This is a genomic window from Hoskinsella mucinilytica (assembly GCF_045223415.1).
In the GTDB taxonomy this organism is placed as follows: Bacteria; Bacillota_I; Bacilli_A; order Erysipelotrichales; family Erysipelotrichaceae; genus Hoskinsella; species Hoskinsella mucinilytica.
In genome coordinates this window covers 14,619-31,323 of sequence record NZ_JBEQZJ010000030.1, presented here as the reverse complement: position 1 = coordinate 31,323, position 16,705 = coordinate 14,619, and the positions used below count along the sequence as shown (strand labels likewise).

Genomic DNA, 16,705 nt, shown 5'->3' with positions numbered 1-16,705 from the left:
TTTTATGCTATAAAAAAGCATCAGGAGTGTTCCTGATGCCAGTATTTGAATATAATTAAACGATACCTTGATCGATCATAGAATTTGCGACTTTGATGAAACCGGCGATATTTGCACCAGCCATATAATTGTCTTCCATCCCATATTCTTTTGCAGTTTCATCAACTGTTTTAAAGATGTTTTCCATGATGTCTTTTAATTTAGCATCTACTTCTTCAAAAGTCCAACTTAAGCGAGCTGAATTTTGAGACATTTCTAATCCAGATGTAGCAACACCACCGGCATTACTTGCTTTTCCTGGAGCATATAAGATGTGATTGCTTTGTAATACCTCAATTGCCTCTGGTGTAGTAGGCATATTCGCACCTTCACATACTGCGATGACTCCATGTTTTACCAATGTTTCTGCATCTTCTTTGTTAAGCTCATTTTGAGTAGCACAAGGGAGGGCAATGTCACAAGGAACATTCCAAATGCTTTCTTTCGCATGGAATACAGATCCTTCAACCTTTTCTGTATATTCATGAATTCTACCACGTTTAACTTCTTTGATTTCTTTCATGAGCGCAAGATCGATACCTTTTTCATCAACGATATATCCACTAGAATCACTCATAGCAATGACACTAGCACCAAGCTGTGTTGCTTTCTCAGCTGCATAGATTGCTACATTACCACTACCTGAAACAACAACCTTCTTACCTTCAAAAGAAAGTCCTTTGCTTTTTAACATTGCATTTGTGAAATAACATAATCCATAACCTGTAGCTTGTGTTCTTGCTAAAGAACCACCCCAGTTTAATCCCTTACCTGTTAATACACCGGTAAACTCATTACGGATACGTTTGTATTGACCAAACATATAACCGATTTCACGACCACCTACACCAATATCTCCTGCAGGAACATCTGTGTTTGGTCCGATATAACGAGATAATTCCGTCATAAAGCTTTGACAGAAGCGCATAACCTCGCCATCACTTTTACCTTTAGGATCAAAATCACTACCACCTTTTCCTCCACCCATAGGAAGACCGGTTAGACTGTTTTTAAATATCTGTTCAAATCCTAAGAATTTGATGATACTGATATTAACACTTGGGTGAAAACGTAATCCACCTTTATATGGCCCGATCGCTGAATTAAATTCTACACGATAGCCTCTATTTACTTGAATCTTGCCATTATCATCGACCCATGGTACTCGAAAGATAATTTGACGTTCTGGCTCTATCATACGTTCAAATACACCTTTTTCAATATACTCGGGATGTTTTTCCACTACTTTCTCTAAGGAAAGCATGACTTCATCAACAGCCTGAATGAATTCTGCATCATTTGGGTTGCGTTTACGTACTGCTTCTTTTACGAAATCTAGGTTTGCCATAAAATTCCTCCTTTTAGCCTGTTTATATTATAAACGCAAATGTCGAAAATGAAAATAAAAAATTTGATTTTTTCATATTTTATGAAAATATATTCATAGGGCATGAAAAATATAACCGTTTTCAATCGAATGTTTGCGACTTTTTTCGAAATCATAACACGCTATCTTATATATGGTGATAAAAATGAGGGCAACAGATTTAAATAAGATGCAAAAAGCAAGAATCACACATATCGATATGATGGAACAAGATGCCATGCGTTTGTTTTATTTAGGAATCTATGAAGGGGCATGGATTCAGATGATTCAAAAAGCACCATTGCAAGATCCTTATATATTTTATGTAAGAGGAAGCTTTATTCTATTAAGAAAAAAAGATGCATGTAAGTTGGAGGTGGAATTGGTATGAAGGAATATACGATTGCTTTTGTCGGAAATCCTAACGTAGGGAAAAGTGCATGGATCAATGCATTAAGTCATGCGAATTTTAAGGTAGGGAATTGGCCAGGTGTTACGGTAGAAAAAAAAGAAGCTGTCGTAACATGGAATCAGGAAAATTATCATTTTATTGACCTCCCGGGATGTTATAGTCTTTCTTACAATGCGAATGAGGAACGAATTACTGATGATTATTTGCGAAATCAACCTGTAGATTTGATCGTGAATGTCGTAGATGCCAGTCATTTATCTCGTAATCTTTATTTGACTTTATTATTAAGAGAACTACAAATTCCCATGTTGATCATTTTTAATTTCATGGATGTTGTACATAAAGCAGGGACGCAGATAGACATTGATAAGATATCTAGAAGATTACAGATTCCCATTCTTGCGGTCAGTGCTTTTCATACAGCGGATCATGGCGTTGTACGAAATATGATCGAACAACAAAAACAAGCGACAGGCTTTTACTACCCTTTGTTATGCAATGAAGATGTTGAAACTTATGTTTCCTTATACAATTATCTTGATGAAAAATTACCTGCTTATGTGTCCTTGAGTGAACAGCAACGTCATGTCATTACGTATGAATTATTGAAACGATCAGATACAATGTTTTCCCAAATGGAAAGCTGGCAGATGGATGTGGAAGTGATCCATCATCTTTGCAAAGATATGGATGAGCAGAAAATCAATCGAAATCGTTACCGAATCATTGAACAACTCTTAACTTATGTCAAAGAAAAGGAAGACAACACAGACCCTTTGACCCGTAGATTGGATCGCATTTTTTTACATCGTTATGCCGGACTTCCTATCTTTTTTCTTATATTTACGATATTGCTTCTCTTTGTATTTCAATTTAGTGCTCCTTGGAATGCTTTTATTGAATTCATCATTCATGATATCATACGAAATTATCTTAGTGTAGGGATGCAAAGTTTTCCACTCGCAATCAAACATCTTATGCTCGATGGTATTCTTTCTGGAGTTGGTGGTGTATTGAGCTTTGTGCCAATGTTAAGTGTTTTATATATGGCACTTTCTTTCTTAGAGGAAAGTGGTTATATGAGTAGGATCGCCTGTTTGTTGGATCGTATGATGCGAGTCTTTCATTTAAGTGGGAAAAGCTTTGTTTCATTGATCCTTGGCTTTGGTTGTAACGTGCCTGCCATATATGCAACTAGAACCTTAGATAATGAAAATCAAAAGCGTCTAACGGCAGTCTTGATTCCTTTTATGTCATGCGGTGCTCGTTTACCCGTATATGTATTATTTGCTTCCGCCTTTTTTCCTCATAAAGCAGCCTTGATGATTTTGAGTATTTATGGTATCGGTATATTTTTAGCGTTACTTATCGCACTTTTGTTAAGTAAACATACAGGCTTCAAAGAAGAAGGAATCTTTGTGTTAGAGCTACCCAGTTATCATATGCCAAGTCTTAAGGTCGTTTTTCACAAGGTAAAAGAAGAAGTAAAAGGGTATATAAAAAAAGCATTTGGTGTTGTCATGTGGGCAATGATTCTTTTATGGAGCATCAGCTATTTTCCTCATGGGGATATGCAAAGTAGCTATATGGCAACATTTGCGAAACAGATTGCGCCGATCTTTGAACCTGCAGGTTTTGGAACACGATGGGAGTGTGTTGCATCGTTACCGGGCGGTATCGTAGCGAAAGAGACCATTGTCGGCTATTTTGCGACAATTTTTGAAGGAGCACAAGAAGAAACTAAGGTCGTATTAAATCCTAAAGAGGATCTTCAAAACATAAAGGATGAATTTATCCTAGCATGTCAAAGCAGTATTCATGACACTTTGTTTCCAAGTGTGAACCTAAAGGCGGAAGATGAAACCGATGTCAAACATATTCATATGCTATGGCAGGATGAGTTAGCCAATCTTCGTGCTTTTTGTTTCATGGTATATGTGTTATTGAGCATTCCATGTGTGATGACACTACAGGCATTATATCGAGAATATGGAATCAAGCTTTTATTACTTTCACTTATCATAATGACGCTACTTCCTTATGTGGTATCCGTCGGTATCTTTCAACTCTTTTCAATCTTGTAAAACTATGCTATCCTCTATATAGGATGGTGAACAATATGAAATTATTATTTCGTCAGCGTGTGTTTTCTTGGTTTGATTGTTATGATGTTTATGATGAACACGAAAATGTGATATTTACAGTAGAAGGTAAGCTTTCTTGGGGACATCGTCTAGTTATCTATGATCGCTCCCATATCGCAATCGGAGAAGTAAAGGAAGTGGTCTTGACCTTTTTACCTAAATTTGTATTGTATGATCATGGTGTAGAGATAGGGAAGATCGAAAAGGAATTCACCTTTTTTCGACCTAAGTTTCATCTTACCTGTAATGATTGGAAAGTCCAAGGTAACATTATGGAATGGGAGTATGATGTCGTGAGTGAGACAAGCGAGATCATGCATGTATCAAAGGAATTGTTTCATTTTTCAGATACGTATACCTTAGATATTCAAAATGAAAAAGATGCCTTGCTTTGCTTAATGATCGTATTAGCGATAGATGCGGCCAAATGCTCAAAAGAAAATAAGTAAGTTTTTATGCAATGATGATAAATTCATGATAAAATACAACTAGGTGAGTGAATGAAAAAGCATGTTGAGGCTAGTATTGCCATTGGTGTTTTTTTGATCATGATGATCGTTTCTTCCTTCTTTACATTCTATTATGCAAAGGATAAGGAACAAACGAACAAGGAAAAAGCAGCGTTGTTGGGAAGAGCACAGGCAAGTCAATTGAATCAAGCTTTATCATCCTATATACAGGCAACGGATACTTTAAGAATCATGATCATAGATGGTCAAGGAGAGATCCATGATTTTGATCAAGTAGCGAAACAACTGTATCAAAATGATACAGCTTTTCGTAGTATACAACTAGCTCCGGACGGGGATGTTCAATATGTTTATCCATTGAAGGGGAATGAAGAGGCGTTTGGAAGCTTGTTTGATGATCCTGATCGAAGAGTTGAAGCAGAATATGCAAGAGATCAAAAGAAAACCACCTTGGCCGGACCTTTTGAATTATATCAATCGGGAATGGGAATCGTGGTGCGTCAGCCAATTTATTTAACTCAAGGAGATCAAGAGATATTTTGGGGCTTTTCCATTGTAGTACTAAACGTACCGGAAATCTTTCATAGCACGCATATGGAAGCATTGGATGGTATGGGATATGCATATGAATTATGGCGTTTGCTTCCTGATACCAACGAAAAACAAGTGATTTTATCCTCAGATCATACATCAATGACCGATACTGTAGATACCGTATTTGAAGTTCCCGAAAGTGAATGGACCTTGAGTATTCGTTTAATAGGGGGCTGGGTATCAAAAGGTGAACTTGGAGTGATTCTTCTGATTGAATGGTTGATTAGCTCTCTTATTGCGGTGTTAAGTTATGCTTTGATGAAGAATTATCGTCAGAAACAGGAAATGGTAGAGCTATCTTATCATGATTATCTAACGACATTATATAATGGAAGAAAAATGTATGAGGTATTACAGAAATTGATTAAAACAAAAAAGATGTTTACACTTATTTATCTTGATATAGATGAATTTAAAGCAGTCAATGATACCTATGGACATACCATAGGTGATGAATTATTGAAAGCAATCGCTCATCATATCAAAGCGATATTACATAAGGAAGATTATGCATTTCGTATTGGCGGTGATGAGTTTGTGATGATCATATTATCAGAATTAAATGAACAGACGATACAGAATATGATCCAAACGATCAGTACTCCGATCATGTTGAATGATGAAAGCTATCTTCCGAAACTTTCCTTTGGTTATGCCATCTTCTCCAAGAAGGAAGATACGATGGAGGCTTTGATTCAAGAAGCGGATCAGCATATGTATGAACAAAAACGAAGTAAAAAAGCAAGTCAAAATGATGACATAAGATTATCATGAATAAGGTATCATCTTCATGACTTTAGATGCCTTGTAATCGTAATCTTATGTTTTTTTTGCTGTTGCTTTGAAATTGAATAAAAAAAGTCTATAATAAAGAGGTATATAAATAAAAGGAGAACCATTATGGCAAGAGTAAACAAAACTTTTTTAAAGGAATATCAAGCAATGGAGCTTCATGATATCAAAGATCCGATTTTGTTTGTAGTAGATATGATCAACGGTTTTGTATTTGAAGGAGCCCTTGCAGATCCTTCCATTGATGAAATAACCCGAAATATTGAAATGCTGTTGCAAGAATTAGACGCACGAAGCATCTTTATCGCAGATGCACATCCACCTAAAACAAGAGAATTTCAATCTTATCCAAGTCATTGTGTGATTGGCACAAGAGAAAGTGAAGTCATAGATGCTTTACAACCATATATCCATGAACTATTTCATAAAAACAGTACCAACACTTTTACTTGTGTGGATTTTCAACAGTTTTTGAAGGAACAACGATTGGATCTATATCACGATATCATCATTACCGGTTGTTGTAGTGATATTTGTATTCTTCAGTTTGCATTGTGTTTAAATGCATGGCTGAATGAGCATAATAGAAATGATTTACGTATCATCGTTCCAATAAATTGTATCGATACCTATCATATCGAAGGGATTCATGATGCCATCATGACAAATGAATTCAGTATCGCTAATATGAAAGCAAATGGTATCGTGGTCGTATCTGAATTAAAGAAAGGGGCTACCTTATGAAAAGCTTAGATTATAAATTTGACTTTAGAGATGAAAGAAATCTAAGTTTGGTCATGGATTTTTATGAGCTCACGATGACACAATGTTATTTTAATTCAGATAATGCACAACGTATCGTAACCTTTGACCTATTTTATCGTAAAAATCCCGATGAAGGTGGTTATGCTGTATTTGCTGGATTAGAGGAAGTGATCGGATATATTCAAAATCTTCATTTTGAAGATTCTGATATTGCATATCTTCGTTCTTTAGGAAAATTCAGTGAAGAATTCTTAGATTATCTTCGTCATTTTATTTTTACCGGAGATGTTTATGCCATCAAGGAAGGAACACCTGTTTTTCCTTACGAGCCATTGATTCGAATCAAAGCTAAGATCATTGATGCACAGCTGTTGGAAACTGCGATGCTGTTATGTGTCAACCATCAAACATTGATTGCGACAAAGGCACGAAGGATCGTAAAAGCTGCAGATGGTAGAGCAATCATGGAATTTGGCGCAAGACGTGCACATAACTTTGATTCTGCTAATTATGGAGCTCGTGCTGCGTATATCGGTGGCGTTGCGGGAACTGCAACTACCTATGCCGGTATGAAGTTTGGTATGCCGGTACTTGGAACGATGGCACATTCTTTTGTACAATCCTTTGATAGTGAATACGAAGCGTTCTTAGCTTATGCGAAAACATATCCCAATGGCTGTACCGTATTGTTAGATACCTATGACACATTAAAAAGCGGACTACCTAATGCCATCAAAGTCGCAAAAGATTACTTAGAACCAAATGGATATCGCATGCAAGGTGTACGTATCGATAGTGGGGATATGGCATATTTATCCAAGAAAATCAGAAAGGCGCTAGATGAAGCAGGGATGCAAGATTGTAATATCGTGGTATCCAATTCTTTAGATGAATACTTGATTCAGTCCTTGATTCAACAAGGTGCTTGTATCAACAGTATGGGGGTAGGAGAAAATTTGGTCTGTAGTAAATCCACGCCTGTATTTGGTGGTGTCTATAAAATGAGTTCAGTGTATGAGCAAGGTGAAATGATACCTAAGATCAAAGTAAGTGAAAATATCGAAAAAGTGACCAATCCTGGATATAAAGATTTATATCGCATCTATGATAAAGAAAGTGGAATGGCCATTGGTGATTTGATGACCATTCATGGTGAAGTCATTGATCCCCAAAAGGATCTGACGATTTATCATCAGATGAATAGCTGGAAAAATAAAACGATACCGGGAGGAACCTATGAAATCAAAGATTTGTTGGAGCCGATCTTTATAGATGGCCAACTTGTCTATGATGTACCTGATCTAAAAGAAATCAGAAGCTATAGCGAACAAGAGTTTTCTCATATCTGGGATGAGATTCAACGTTTTGAATATCCTCAAACCTATTATGTGGATCTTTCTAAAAAGCTATTGGATCTAAAATTAAAAATGTTAGAGGAGGTCAAGCATGGATAAAAAAGAAACTAAATTAAAACGGATCTTCCAACTTTGTATAGGAATTTATATCATTACATTGATCATCAGCTTTTATCGTGGTGTCACAATGGAAGATTGGAATGCTGTGGGAATGAGTTTTGTGGCAATGTTAACACCATTGATCGTACCTGTAGCTTTTCGCTTGTTTCATTTTAAACCGGTGTATGAAATCTATATCGTTTCTACGATCTTCACTTATTTCGCAAGCCTTATCGGTAGTGGATTTCATTGGTATTCCTATATGGGGTTTGATAAAGTACTACATTTTTCCAGTGGTTGGTTTATCACGACATTGGCAGTAATACTATATTTCTTTGTCAAAAAAACAAATCAGTTTGCGAGTAAAAATGACTTTCATATATTTTTGATCTTTATTAATGCCGTTAATATCGCAATAGGTGAAATTTGGGAATTTTATGAATATGCCATGTTGATCTTTTTCGATAATGATTGTATCAATCATTATTCTCAAGGGGTGCATGATACCATTACCGATGTCATGTGTGCTACAGTTGCGGGAATCTTATTGACATTGTTGATCATACGATATCACAAAACGGGAAAAGGCAATTTCTTCACCAATGTATATGAAAAATTTTATACAAGAAATATTGAAAAGAAAGCATAAAAAAGGAAATCATAAGGGAAGTTCTCCATTGATTTCCTTTTCTTTCGTTGATTCTTGCATCATGGCACGTTTTTTTTCTATCAAAGAATCCATGATATCCTCAGCTTGTATGATCTCGGTATCTCCAAGAAGTTCTTTATTTAAAAACAGTTTCATGATCTGATAACATTCCCAATGAACGTTTTCATCCATCAACAATCGATGATGTCCTTCATGTAAAATGATTAATTTTTTTCTATCATGAGGAAGCTTCTCATAGGCCCATAATGAGCTTTTGATGGAAATCACCTCATCTTGATCTCCATGAAGAAACAATACGGGACATTCCACATCCACAATATATTTCTTTAGATTTTTTACGATATCCATAAAAGCGGAATAAAAGCTTGATGGAAGCTTGATTTCTTCTTTTTTCTCATTTGACCATAAGCTGGCAGCGGTTTTTGTAATGACGCCACTGACCATATCCATATTGATATAGCTGAATGCAGGGGCTAAAAGGATCAGACGATCTACTTGAAAGGTTGCGGCCAGATAACTGGCAATGACACCACCCATGGAAAAGCCAACCAGATAAATAGGCACTCCACTATTTTTATAGCGTTTTACTTGATCTTTCGCACGAGCAAGCCATTGTTTCCAATCACAGTCTTGTTCATCAAAAAGGTCATACATATCAAATTGAACGATCGTGAAACCATCCTTACGACCCCATAAAGCGAAGTTATCAAATTCATGCTGACATCTTCTACCGTATCCATGAATGGTAATGATAACAGGAGAAGTAACCGTTTCTTTTTCATTTTTCTGGAAATATTGTTTTAGTTTTTCAAACATAGGATCCCTCCTTGCTTTTCCATTATATCATAAAAAAACATACCATTCTGTGTGAAATTGCCTTATAATAAAGATGTTATGATGAGGAGAAGATGTGTGTATAAGAAAGCTACGTTACTAATTACTCGTATTCATCGATTATATACGTGTAAGGAAATCAAGCATCATATGATCGTTTTATCCAACGCTTATGTAGGCGTTTTTCATGATACTATCCTTGAAGTAGGTACAGGAGATTATCAACATCTTATTGATAAGGATACCAGAGTGATTGATGCTCTTGGACATATCATGGTACCGGGATTCATTGATATGCATATGGAACTTTCTATGCTCCATCGTTTTGATGAACAACGTATCCTTCATGAAACAGCAAATCTTTATATGCAACATGGGGTTACCACACTATATTTGAATCAAGCAACACCTGTATGGCAAACTCCTTTTTTTGCCTATGATATCTTATGGAAACAACATTTAAAAGCAGGTTATCCTCTCATCGATGTTCAGAGTGTGTTATCCAATCAAAAAATGAAAAAACGGTTTTGTATCAGTGGCGGATATCGTAGTTATGATCCTTTGAAAACAGCACAATTATTATATTTGAAAAACGCCATAGATCCTCATCTGTTATTAAAAGCAATGACCATATTTCCAGCCAGATGTTTACAACTGAAAAAAACAGGAATGATTGATGCTGGAATGATAGCTGATCTTTTATTGATCAATGTACATCATATAGAAGAGATGTTTTCTACGTTAGAAGAAGGCTTGATCTATCAGGTTATCAAAAAAGGTGTCAGAATTTATCCAAATATCATTATTTAAGCAAAGTTCGACAGTTTTTCAAATCTTTATCATATAGTATGTTAGAGAGGTGAAAAACAATGGAAATACTTCTGCGTGAAAACGATAAACATAATATTCTGTTAACAGGAGATTATTGTCCCAATCAGGCAATGATCAACGAATTTCAAACCATCTTCTTTACGTGTAAACTGACTCAGATCGAGCTTGCAGGAAAGGAACTGAATGATTTCATTGTAGATGATGGTGCTCAGTTTTTGATTCTGCATCTGAAAATTACCAATATCACAAATGAAATCTTAGTGATGTATAAGGATGATTTTATGATCACATATGATCAAGATGGACCTTATGAAGCGGAAAATAATTTTGGTGTCAGAAATCAGTTTCCAGATGAATATGCCTTGAAACCTCAAGAGTCTAAGAGTGGTAAACTGATTTTTATTATATCCAGTAGTGCCAATAAAATTATGATGACCTATACAGAATATTTTGATGATGAAAGTGAAGGAAAAACCTATAAGCTGAAATATAAGATCAAATGAAAGCACAACGCTTTCTTTTTTTTCTTGACAGTACTATGTATAAAAAAGTATACTAAAGATAGAAAAAGAGGGGATTTTTATGAAATATAAAGTGAATGGTAAATTACTGTTTATTAGGCAATGGTGTCCTTGAAAGGGCACAAAAAAATAGTTAGTATCCTAATCATTTAGAAGTGTATGTAGGTGTGATGGGAATGATATATCCATCATATGATCCATACATGGAAGGGAGTAGCCTATGTTAAAAAACAGTTGGAATCATTTATCTGTTGCTTTTTTGAACAATAAGCTTTATATCGCCTTGATCATTGTTGTATGGGGAATATTGGTTTTTATGAATGGTCATTATGAAACCATGTTGCCGTTGTTACCGATACTATTGATCTTGTTGTATGAATGGAGTACTAATTCAAACACGAAACCATCTAAAAACATGCTTGCACAAGATGTATTGACCATGTTGATGATTGCTGTGTTTTCCGCATTTGTAGAGTTGTTATTCGTATCTTTGACGACCTTTATCAAGCATTATTCCATCATGGATATTATTGTTTCAATAAAAATGTTGATTGCTTATTTACCGATATTTCTTATTATGATAGGGGTGATCTTACTATTACAGTTGATTCCGGTATATAAAACTTGTTTGATGGTACTTGTGGGGATTTCTGTTTTTTTGGTGATGGATGATTTCTATACGCACTTTTTGATACCACCGACCATTGCATTTAGATTTGCCTTTTATGAGATATTATTAGATACAAATTATATACTCTTTCTGTATATGATTTCTATTCTAGTATTGGGTGGTACTTATGGCATTCGATATTTTTTGACAAAGAAAGCAAGTTGATAACATACCATTTGGCAAGATAAGAAACAAAATAGTTGACAAAAAGAAAAAAATCAAGTAATCTTTTATGCAGATACAAAAATGACGTTGAAAAGAAGAGTAAATAGAGAAGACTTTTACAGAGAGTTCTCGTATGGTGAAAGAGAATAAAGATAGGATCTATTGAAAATGGTCTTGGAGTTGCGTGGTCGAGAGAGTTCTTTAGGCTACGACGTGTTCGCCCGTTAAAGCGATAGAGTATAACCTGTCAATACAGGCGTACTTGAAGAGATTATGATCGTGAGGTCATAATGAACTTAGGTGGTAACACGAATTTAGCTTTCGTCCTATGGGATGAGAGCTTTTTTATTTGATAGGAGGTTATAGATATGATCAAACTACAGGATGTCAGTAAAACATTTCATGTCATGGGAAATGAGGTTCATGCTGTAAAACAGGTATCTTTGGATATCGAAGACAAAGAGATCTTTGGCATTATCGGATTTAGTGGAGCAGGGAAATCCACACTTGTTCGTTGTATCAATTTATTAGAGCGCCCAACTGCTGGAAAGGTTTATGTGAATGGACAGGATTTGATGGAACTTTCCGCAAAAGAACTACGAGAGGTAAGAAAGAAAATCGGAATGATCTTCCAACATTTCAATTTGATGCGAAGTCGTACCGTGTATCAAAACATTGCGTTTCCCTTAAAACATAGTAAGCTATCTAAACAACAGCTTGATGAAAAAATTATGTCTTTATTGGAATTGGTGGATTTAAAGGATAAGAAAAATGCATATCCATCTCAGTTAAGTGGCGGACAAAAACAAAGAGTTGCCATTGCCAGAGCACTTGCCAATGATCCGGATGTTCTACTTTGTGATGAAGCAACCAGCGCATTAGACCCACAAACAACGCAATCCATTCTGAAATTGTTAAAAAGAGTGAATGAGCAGTTAGGAATCACGATTGTTTTGATTACCCATGAGATGAATGTAATAAAAGAGATTTGCGATCGTGTTGCTGTCATGGAGGATGGTGAAGTCAAAGAAACCGGAGATATTTTAGAAATTTTTGCACATCCGAAAGCTAAGATTACTAAGAATTTTATTGAAACCGCAAGCAATGTCAATAAAATTTATGATCTTATCAAGGCGGATAGTGAGATTACTCGTTTAAAACCGGGAGAGAAGTTATTGATGTTAACGTATTCTAGTGTCAATACGAAGGAAGCTTTGATTTCTACCATATCACGAAGATTTCAGGTAGATGCTGATATCGTATTCGGCAATGTAGAGGTGTTAAAAAAAGCACCGTTAGGAAAGCTTGTCGTAATCGTACACGGAGAGCCAGAAAATATAAAACAAGCGATAGCATATATTGCGACATGTGGCATTGATGTGGAGGTGATGAAAGAATGCTAGAGTTGATTTATACATTAGCACCAAATCTAGAGCAATTAAGCTCTGAATTATGGAAATGTACGATTGAAACATTACAAATGGTAATCGTATCAGGCGTGATCAGTTTTGTGTTTGGTGTAATCTTTGGCGTGATCTTGATCATTACCAGACCACTAGGAATCTTAAGTAATCGTTTGGTATACAATCTTCTAGATAAAATGATCAATGTCATTCGTTCAATTCCTTTTTTGATTTTAATGGTATTGTTGATACCGATGAGTCGTATGATCGTCGGTACAGGATCCGGTGTTACAGGTTCTTATATAGCGTTGATCGTAGGAACCGTGCCCTTCTTTTCCCGACAAATTGAAACGGCAATCTCAGAAGTTGATACAGGACTTGTAGAAGCCAGTCAAGCAATGGGAGCAACACCATTTGAAATCATCACCAGAGTTTATTTAAAAGAAAGCATACCAAGCATTGCTCGAGTTACCATGATTACCTTGATCAATTTGATCGGATTGACTGCCATTGCTGGCACGATAGGTGCAGGAGGTCTAGGTGATTTTGCGATACGTTATGGACATCAAATGAATTACACGGATATGATTTGGTGTACCATCTTGATCATTCTTATCATTATCAGCTTTATTCAGTTGATAGGAAATTTGATCATACGAAAAACAACACATTAAAAAGGAGAAAATAAATATGAAAAAATTATGGACAGCAGTATTAAGTTTAACACTATTGATCGGATTAACAGGATGTGGAAATAGTTCAGAGGATAACATGACAACGGTAAAGGTTGGTGTTGTAGGAGAATACAATAAACAATGGGATACCGTGAATGAATTATTGAAAGAAGATAACATCAAGATTGAACTGGTAAAATATTCTGATTATGCAGCAGTGAATCGTTCTTTAAATGATGGAGATATTGATTTAAATGCTTTTCAACATAAAGCTTATCTAGCCAACGATATCAAAACGTTTCAATATGAGATCGAATCGATTGGAGATACCATCATTGCACCTTTAGCAATTTATAACAATGCAGATAAAATTACAAGCATTGAAGATATTAAAGATGGAGATGTAATCGCAATTCCAAGCGATTTGACCAATGGTGGACGTGCTTTGAAATTATTGGAAAAAGCCGGCATTCTGGAATGTGATCCCGCAAAGGGAATGGTTCCAACCAAAGCCGATATCATAAAATACAATAAGAACATCGAAATTAAGGAAGCAGAGAGTGCAACGTTAGCTAAGTTATTACCGGATATGAGCGCAGCCATCATCAATGGAGGAAATGCAATCACTGCTGGGTTGAATCCGGAAAAGGATGCTATCTTCACAGAGGATGTCAATTTGGATACTGCCGGGGAGTTGGTCAATGTTATTGTCGCAAGAAGTAAGGATAAGGACAATGAGGTTTATCAAAAGGTCGTAAATGCATATCATACGGAAGAAGTGAAGAAAACGATTCAAGACGCATATAAGGGAGCGTTCTTGTGTGCATGGTGATATTATGAATATTCCCACATATATTGAAAAAGAAAAAGAAAATCTAATTCAGTTACGTCGATATTTTCACGCCCATCCAGAACCTAGCTTAAAGGAGTTTCATACCGCAGAACGAATTGAACAGGAACTAGATCAGTATGGGATCTTTCATCAAAGGGTGGGGGAAACCGGTGTCTATGCAGTGATTCATGGCGCAAAAGGCGAAGGAAAATGCATTGCCCTTCGTGGGGATATCGATGCTTTGAATATGGAGGATCTTAAAGATGTTGACTATCGTTCAAGAAATGTTGGTTGTGCACATGCTTGTGGTCATGATGCTCATACAGCAGTATTGTTGATAACGGCAAAGATCTTAAAAGAAAGAGAACAAGAATTTGCAGGTGAAATCAGATTTTTCTTCCAACAGGCTGAAGAAATCGGTCAAGGCGCAAGACAATTTATCGATCAAGGCTTGCTACAGGGGGTAGATCGTATTTATGGAGCACATATGTGTAGTGGAATCGATGTGGGCTATGTATCTTTAACACCTGGACCGATGAATGCAAGTTGCGATTATTTTAAGATCAAGGTCAAAGGAAAGGGTGCTCATGTTTCTCAACCGCAGCTTGGAATTGATGCATTATATATCGCATCTTCCATTGTTGTTAATCTACAATCCATCGTTGCTCGTCAGATTGCGCCAATGGATAGTGCCGTAGTAGGCGTTGGGGTATTACAGGCAGGAACGCAATACAATATCATTGCTGAAGATGCTGTGATAGAAGGAACCACACGTTGTTTTACACCACAGACAAGAGCGAAAACCAATCAAATGGTTGAAGAAATAGCACTTACGACTTCTGAAATGTTTCATGCAAAAGCAGAAGTGGAATTTAAGGATTATGCGGCACCATTGATCAATGATGAAGATGTCGCAAAAGAAGTAAGCGAGGTAGCGAAACATATCGTTGGTGAAAATCATATCATTCACAATCAAACAAAGATGCTACAAGCAGATGATTTCGCAGACTATCTTGTTCATGTGAAAGGGGTTTATGCCTTTATCGGTTCAAGAAATGTCAAGAAACCAAATACAGAAAGAGCACATCATCATGGACTATTTGATATTGATGAGGATGCACTATTGATTTCTTTGCGACTGTTTGTGGAATACACACTTTCTTATCTTTCTAATTCAGACGAGTCATAGGATTCGTCTTTTCTTTTGGTTTATGGTAGTATTTTATAGGTAAAAACGATATAATAGAAGATATAGAAAGAGGTCGAGCAAATGGAACGTTTCAAAATTTTTGTGAAGAAGAACAGCTTTTTTGTCATTCTGTGTATTGTTTTCCTTGGTATCGCACTTTCTTTGACAGGCTATAAGCTATATACGGAATTTCAATCTTCTCAGCCGGTTTCCACAAAGCCGAATCAAGATCCTATTGATACACCAACAACCAAGGATACTCCGGAATTCACAAACTTTACAGGAGAATATGATAGCACAAATAAGGAAGTGAATCTTTCATGGAAACTTTCTACCACAAGTGGATTAAAACGAATACGCTTATATTGGATCAAATCAGAGGGTGTAGAAACTGAATTGCTCGATGTTACCAATTATGCGAGCTATGCCTTATCACAAAGCGCTTATGGTTTGACTACAGGTGAAAATACGTTTAAGATCAAGGCGTTTTATGAAGAAGATAAAGTAGTGGAAGAAACACTTACGGTTGATCTTCCTATGATTTTATCTATTTCACAAACAGAAAATATGAAAAGTAATGGAGAAGCAGATGTAACGGTAACTTATGTTTATGGAAAACAACATCCTGTCAATCCACCGAAAATCATCGTAAATTCAAATCCGGAAGTAGCTATGACATGGAAATTAGTCGATACCAAAACATCAGAAAGCGGTGATTTCATAACGGCTAAAACAACTTATCATTTTACATGGAGTGCTACATCTATCATTGAACCATTCAATATTCGTTGGTACTTTGCGGATATTCAATTCGGACAAGATTTTACAACAACCTTTGTGATCAATTAAAGCAGATGAAGTTCTTTCTTCTGCTTTTTCT

At 36.1% G+C, this 16,705-nt stretch carries 17 protein-coding genes and 1 other annotated feature; of the genes, 15 read left to right on the top strand and 2 right to left on the bottom strand.

Features of this window, described 5'->3' with window-relative positions; all coding sequences use genetic code 11:
• Positions 1-55: 55 nt before the first annotated feature.
• Positions 56-1,387, bottom strand: a complete 1,332-nt coding sequence (gene gdhA / locus UGRO018_RS11830) for an NADP-specific glutamate dehydrogenase (RefSeq protein ID WP_416326695.1) — start codon at positions 1,385-1,387, stop codon at positions 56-58.
• Positions 1,388-1,571: 184 nt separating this feature from the next.
• Here gdhA and UGRO018_RS11825 point away from each other — a divergent pair, with 184 nt between their 5' ends.
• The 7 genes from UGRO018_RS11825 to UGRO018_RS11795 all read left to right on the top strand — a co-directional run bounded on the left by UGRO018_RS11825 (position 1,572) and on the right by UGRO018_RS11795 (position 8,685).
• Positions 1,572-1,796 carry a FeoA family protein gene (locus tag UGRO018_RS11825; protein WP_416326694.1) on the top strand — a complete coding sequence of 75 codons (225 nt, stop codon included), beginning with the start codon at positions 1,572-1,574 and terminating at the stop codon, positions 1,794-1,796.
• Entirely contained in the window at positions 1,793-3,901 is a 2,109-nt protein-coding gene (gene feoB / locus UGRO018_RS11820; RefSeq protein WP_416326693.1) for a ferrous iron transport protein B, read from the top strand. The genes UGRO018_RS11825 and feoB overlap by 4 nt, the downstream gene beginning before the upstream one ends.
• A 35-nt stretch (positions 3,902-3,936) precedes the next feature.
• Complete coding sequence (locus tag UGRO018_RS11815) at positions 3,937-4,410, top strand: LURP-one-related/scramblase family protein (protein WP_416326692.1); 474 nt, start codon at positions 3,937-3,939, stop codon at positions 4,408-4,410.
• A 51-nt stretch (positions 4,411-4,461) separates the two neighbouring features.
• Positions 4,462-5,799: a diguanylate cyclase domain-containing protein gene (locus UGRO018_RS11810; protein WP_416326691.1), complete on the top strand. Its 1,338-nt coding sequence runs from the start codon at positions 4,462-4,464 to the stop codon at positions 5,797-5,799.
• Between the two features lie 126 nt (positions 5,800-5,925).
• Positions 5,926-6,561 (top strand): cysteine hydrolase family protein, encoded by a 636-nt coding sequence (locus tag UGRO018_RS11805; protein ID WP_416326690.1) that lies wholly within the window; start codon positions 5,926-5,928, stop codon positions 6,559-6,561.
• A complete protein-coding gene (locus tag UGRO018_RS11800) occupies positions 6,558-8,036 on the top strand; it encodes a nicotinate phosphoribosyltransferase (protein ID WP_416326689.1) in 1,479 nt (492 codons plus the stop codon). The genes UGRO018_RS11805 and UGRO018_RS11800 overlap by 4 nt, the downstream gene beginning before the upstream one ends.
• Positions 8,029-8,685: a hypothetical protein gene (locus tag UGRO018_RS11795; RefSeq protein WP_416326688.1), complete on the top strand. Its 657-nt coding sequence runs from the start codon at positions 8,029-8,031 to the stop codon at positions 8,683-8,685. The genes UGRO018_RS11800 and UGRO018_RS11795 overlap by 8 nt, the downstream gene beginning before the upstream one ends.
• A gap of 9 nt (positions 8,686-8,694) precedes the next feature.
• On the opposite strand, the gene UGRO018_RS11790 is transcribed toward UGRO018_RS11795, so the two are convergent.
• On the bottom strand, positions 8,695-9,522 hold the full coding sequence (locus UGRO018_RS11790; protein WP_416326687.1) for an alpha/beta hydrolase: 828 nt from the start codon (positions 9,520-9,522) through the stop codon (positions 8,695-8,697).
• A 96-nt stretch (positions 9,523-9,618) separates the two neighbouring features.
• On the opposite strand from UGRO018_RS11790, the gene UGRO018_RS11785 reads away from it, so the two are divergent.
• From UGRO018_RS11785 to UGRO018_RS11750, 8 genes are all read left to right on the top strand, one after another.
• A complete protein-coding gene (locus UGRO018_RS11785) occupies positions 9,619-10,350 on the top strand; it encodes an amidohydrolase family protein (protein WP_416326686.1) in 732 nt (243 codons plus the stop codon).
• Positions 10,351-10,409: 59 nt separating this feature from the next.
• Entirely contained in the window at positions 10,410-10,874 is a 465-nt protein-coding gene (locus tag UGRO018_RS11780) for a DUF4352 domain-containing protein (protein WP_416326685.1), read from the top strand.
• A gap of 238 nt (positions 10,875-11,112) precedes the next feature.
• Positions 11,113-11,727: a hypothetical protein gene (locus UGRO018_RS11775; protein WP_416326684.1), complete on the top strand. Its 615-nt coding sequence runs from the start codon at positions 11,113-11,115 to the stop codon at positions 11,725-11,727.
• Between the two features lie 78 nt (positions 11,728-11,805).
• Positions 11,806-12,059, top strand: a binding site (T-box leader).
• Between the two features lie 36 nt (positions 12,060-12,095).
• A complete protein-coding gene (locus UGRO018_RS11770) occupies positions 12,096-13,130 on the top strand; it encodes a methionine ABC transporter ATP-binding protein (RefSeq protein ID WP_416326683.1) in 1,035 nt (344 codons plus the stop codon).
• Positions 13,124-13,804: a methionine ABC transporter permease gene (locus tag UGRO018_RS11765; RefSeq protein ID WP_416326682.1), complete on the top strand. Its 681-nt coding sequence runs from the start codon at positions 13,124-13,126 to the stop codon at positions 13,802-13,804. The genes UGRO018_RS11770 and UGRO018_RS11765 overlap by 7 nt, the downstream gene beginning before the upstream one ends.
• Before the next feature lie 16 nt (positions 13,805-13,820).
• On the top strand, positions 13,821-14,636 hold the full coding sequence (locus UGRO018_RS11760; protein ID WP_416326681.1) for a MetQ/NlpA family ABC transporter substrate-binding protein: 816 nt from the start codon (positions 13,821-13,823) through the stop codon (positions 14,634-14,636).
• 4 nt (positions 14,637-14,640) lie between these two features.
• A complete protein-coding gene (locus UGRO018_RS11755; protein ID WP_416326680.1) occupies positions 14,641-15,825 on the top strand; it encodes a M20 metallopeptidase family protein in 1,185 nt (394 codons plus the stop codon).
• An 81-nt stretch (positions 15,826-15,906) separates the two neighbouring features.
• Entirely contained in the window at positions 15,907-16,674 is a 768-nt protein-coding gene (locus UGRO018_RS11750; RefSeq protein ID WP_416326679.1) for a hypothetical protein, read from the top strand.
• Positions 16,675-16,705 lie beyond the last annotated feature (31 nt).

Coding starts and splice junctions, on each gene's coding strand:
- UGRO018_RS11760 (WP_416326681.1), top strand. CDS start 13,821: ATGAAAAAATTATGGACAGCAGTATTAAGTTTAACACTATTGATCGGA.
- UGRO018_RS11765 (WP_416326682.1), top strand. CDS start 13,124: ATGCTAGAGTTGATTTATACATTAGCACCAAATCTAGAGCAATTAAGC.
- gdhA (WP_416326695.1), bottom strand. CDS start 1,387: ATGGCAAACCTAGATTTCGTAAAAGAAGCAGTACGTAAACGCAACCCA.
- UGRO018_RS11805 (WP_416326690.1), top strand. CDS start 5,926: ATGGCAAGAGTAAACAAAACTTTTTTAAAGGAATATCAAGCAATGGAG.
- UGRO018_RS11750 (WP_416326679.1), top strand. CDS start 15,907: ATGGAACGTTTCAAAATTTTTGTGAAGAAGAACAGCTTTTTTGTCATT.
- UGRO018_RS11790 (WP_416326687.1), bottom strand. CDS start 9,522: ATGTTTGAAAAACTAAAACAATATTTCCAGAAAAATGAAAAAGAAACG.
- UGRO018_RS11810 (WP_416326691.1), top strand. CDS start 4,462: ATGAAAAAGCATGTTGAGGCTAGTATTGCCATTGGTGTTTTTTTGATC.
- UGRO018_RS11780 (WP_416326685.1), top strand. CDS start 10,410: ATGGAAATACTTCTGCGTGAAAACGATAAACATAATATTCTGTTAACA.
- UGRO018_RS11825 (WP_416326694.1), top strand. CDS start 1,572: ATGAGGGCAACAGATTTAAATAAGATGCAAAAAGCAAGAATCACACAT.
- UGRO018_RS11770 (WP_416326683.1), top strand. CDS start 12,096: ATGATCAAACTACAGGATGTCAGTAAAACATTTCATGTCATGGGAAAT.
- UGRO018_RS11795 (WP_416326688.1), top strand. CDS start 8,029: ATGGATAAAAAAGAAACTAAATTAAAACGGATCTTCCAACTTTGTATA.
- UGRO018_RS11775 (WP_416326684.1), top strand. CDS start 11,113: ATGTTAAAAAACAGTTGGAATCATTTATCTGTTGCTTTTTTGAACAAT.
- UGRO018_RS11755 (WP_416326680.1), top strand. CDS start 14,641: ATGAATATTCCCACATATATTGAAAAAGAAAAAGAAAATCTAATTCAG.
- UGRO018_RS11800 (WP_416326689.1), top strand. CDS start 6,558: ATGAAAAGCTTAGATTATAAATTTGACTTTAGAGATGAAAGAAATCTA.
- UGRO018_RS11815 (WP_416326692.1), top strand. CDS start 3,937: ATGAAATTATTATTTCGTCAGCGTGTGTTTTCTTGGTTTGATTGTTAT.
- feoB (WP_416326693.1), top strand. CDS start 1,793: ATGAAGGAATATACGATTGCTTTTGTCGGAAATCCTAACGTAGGGAAA.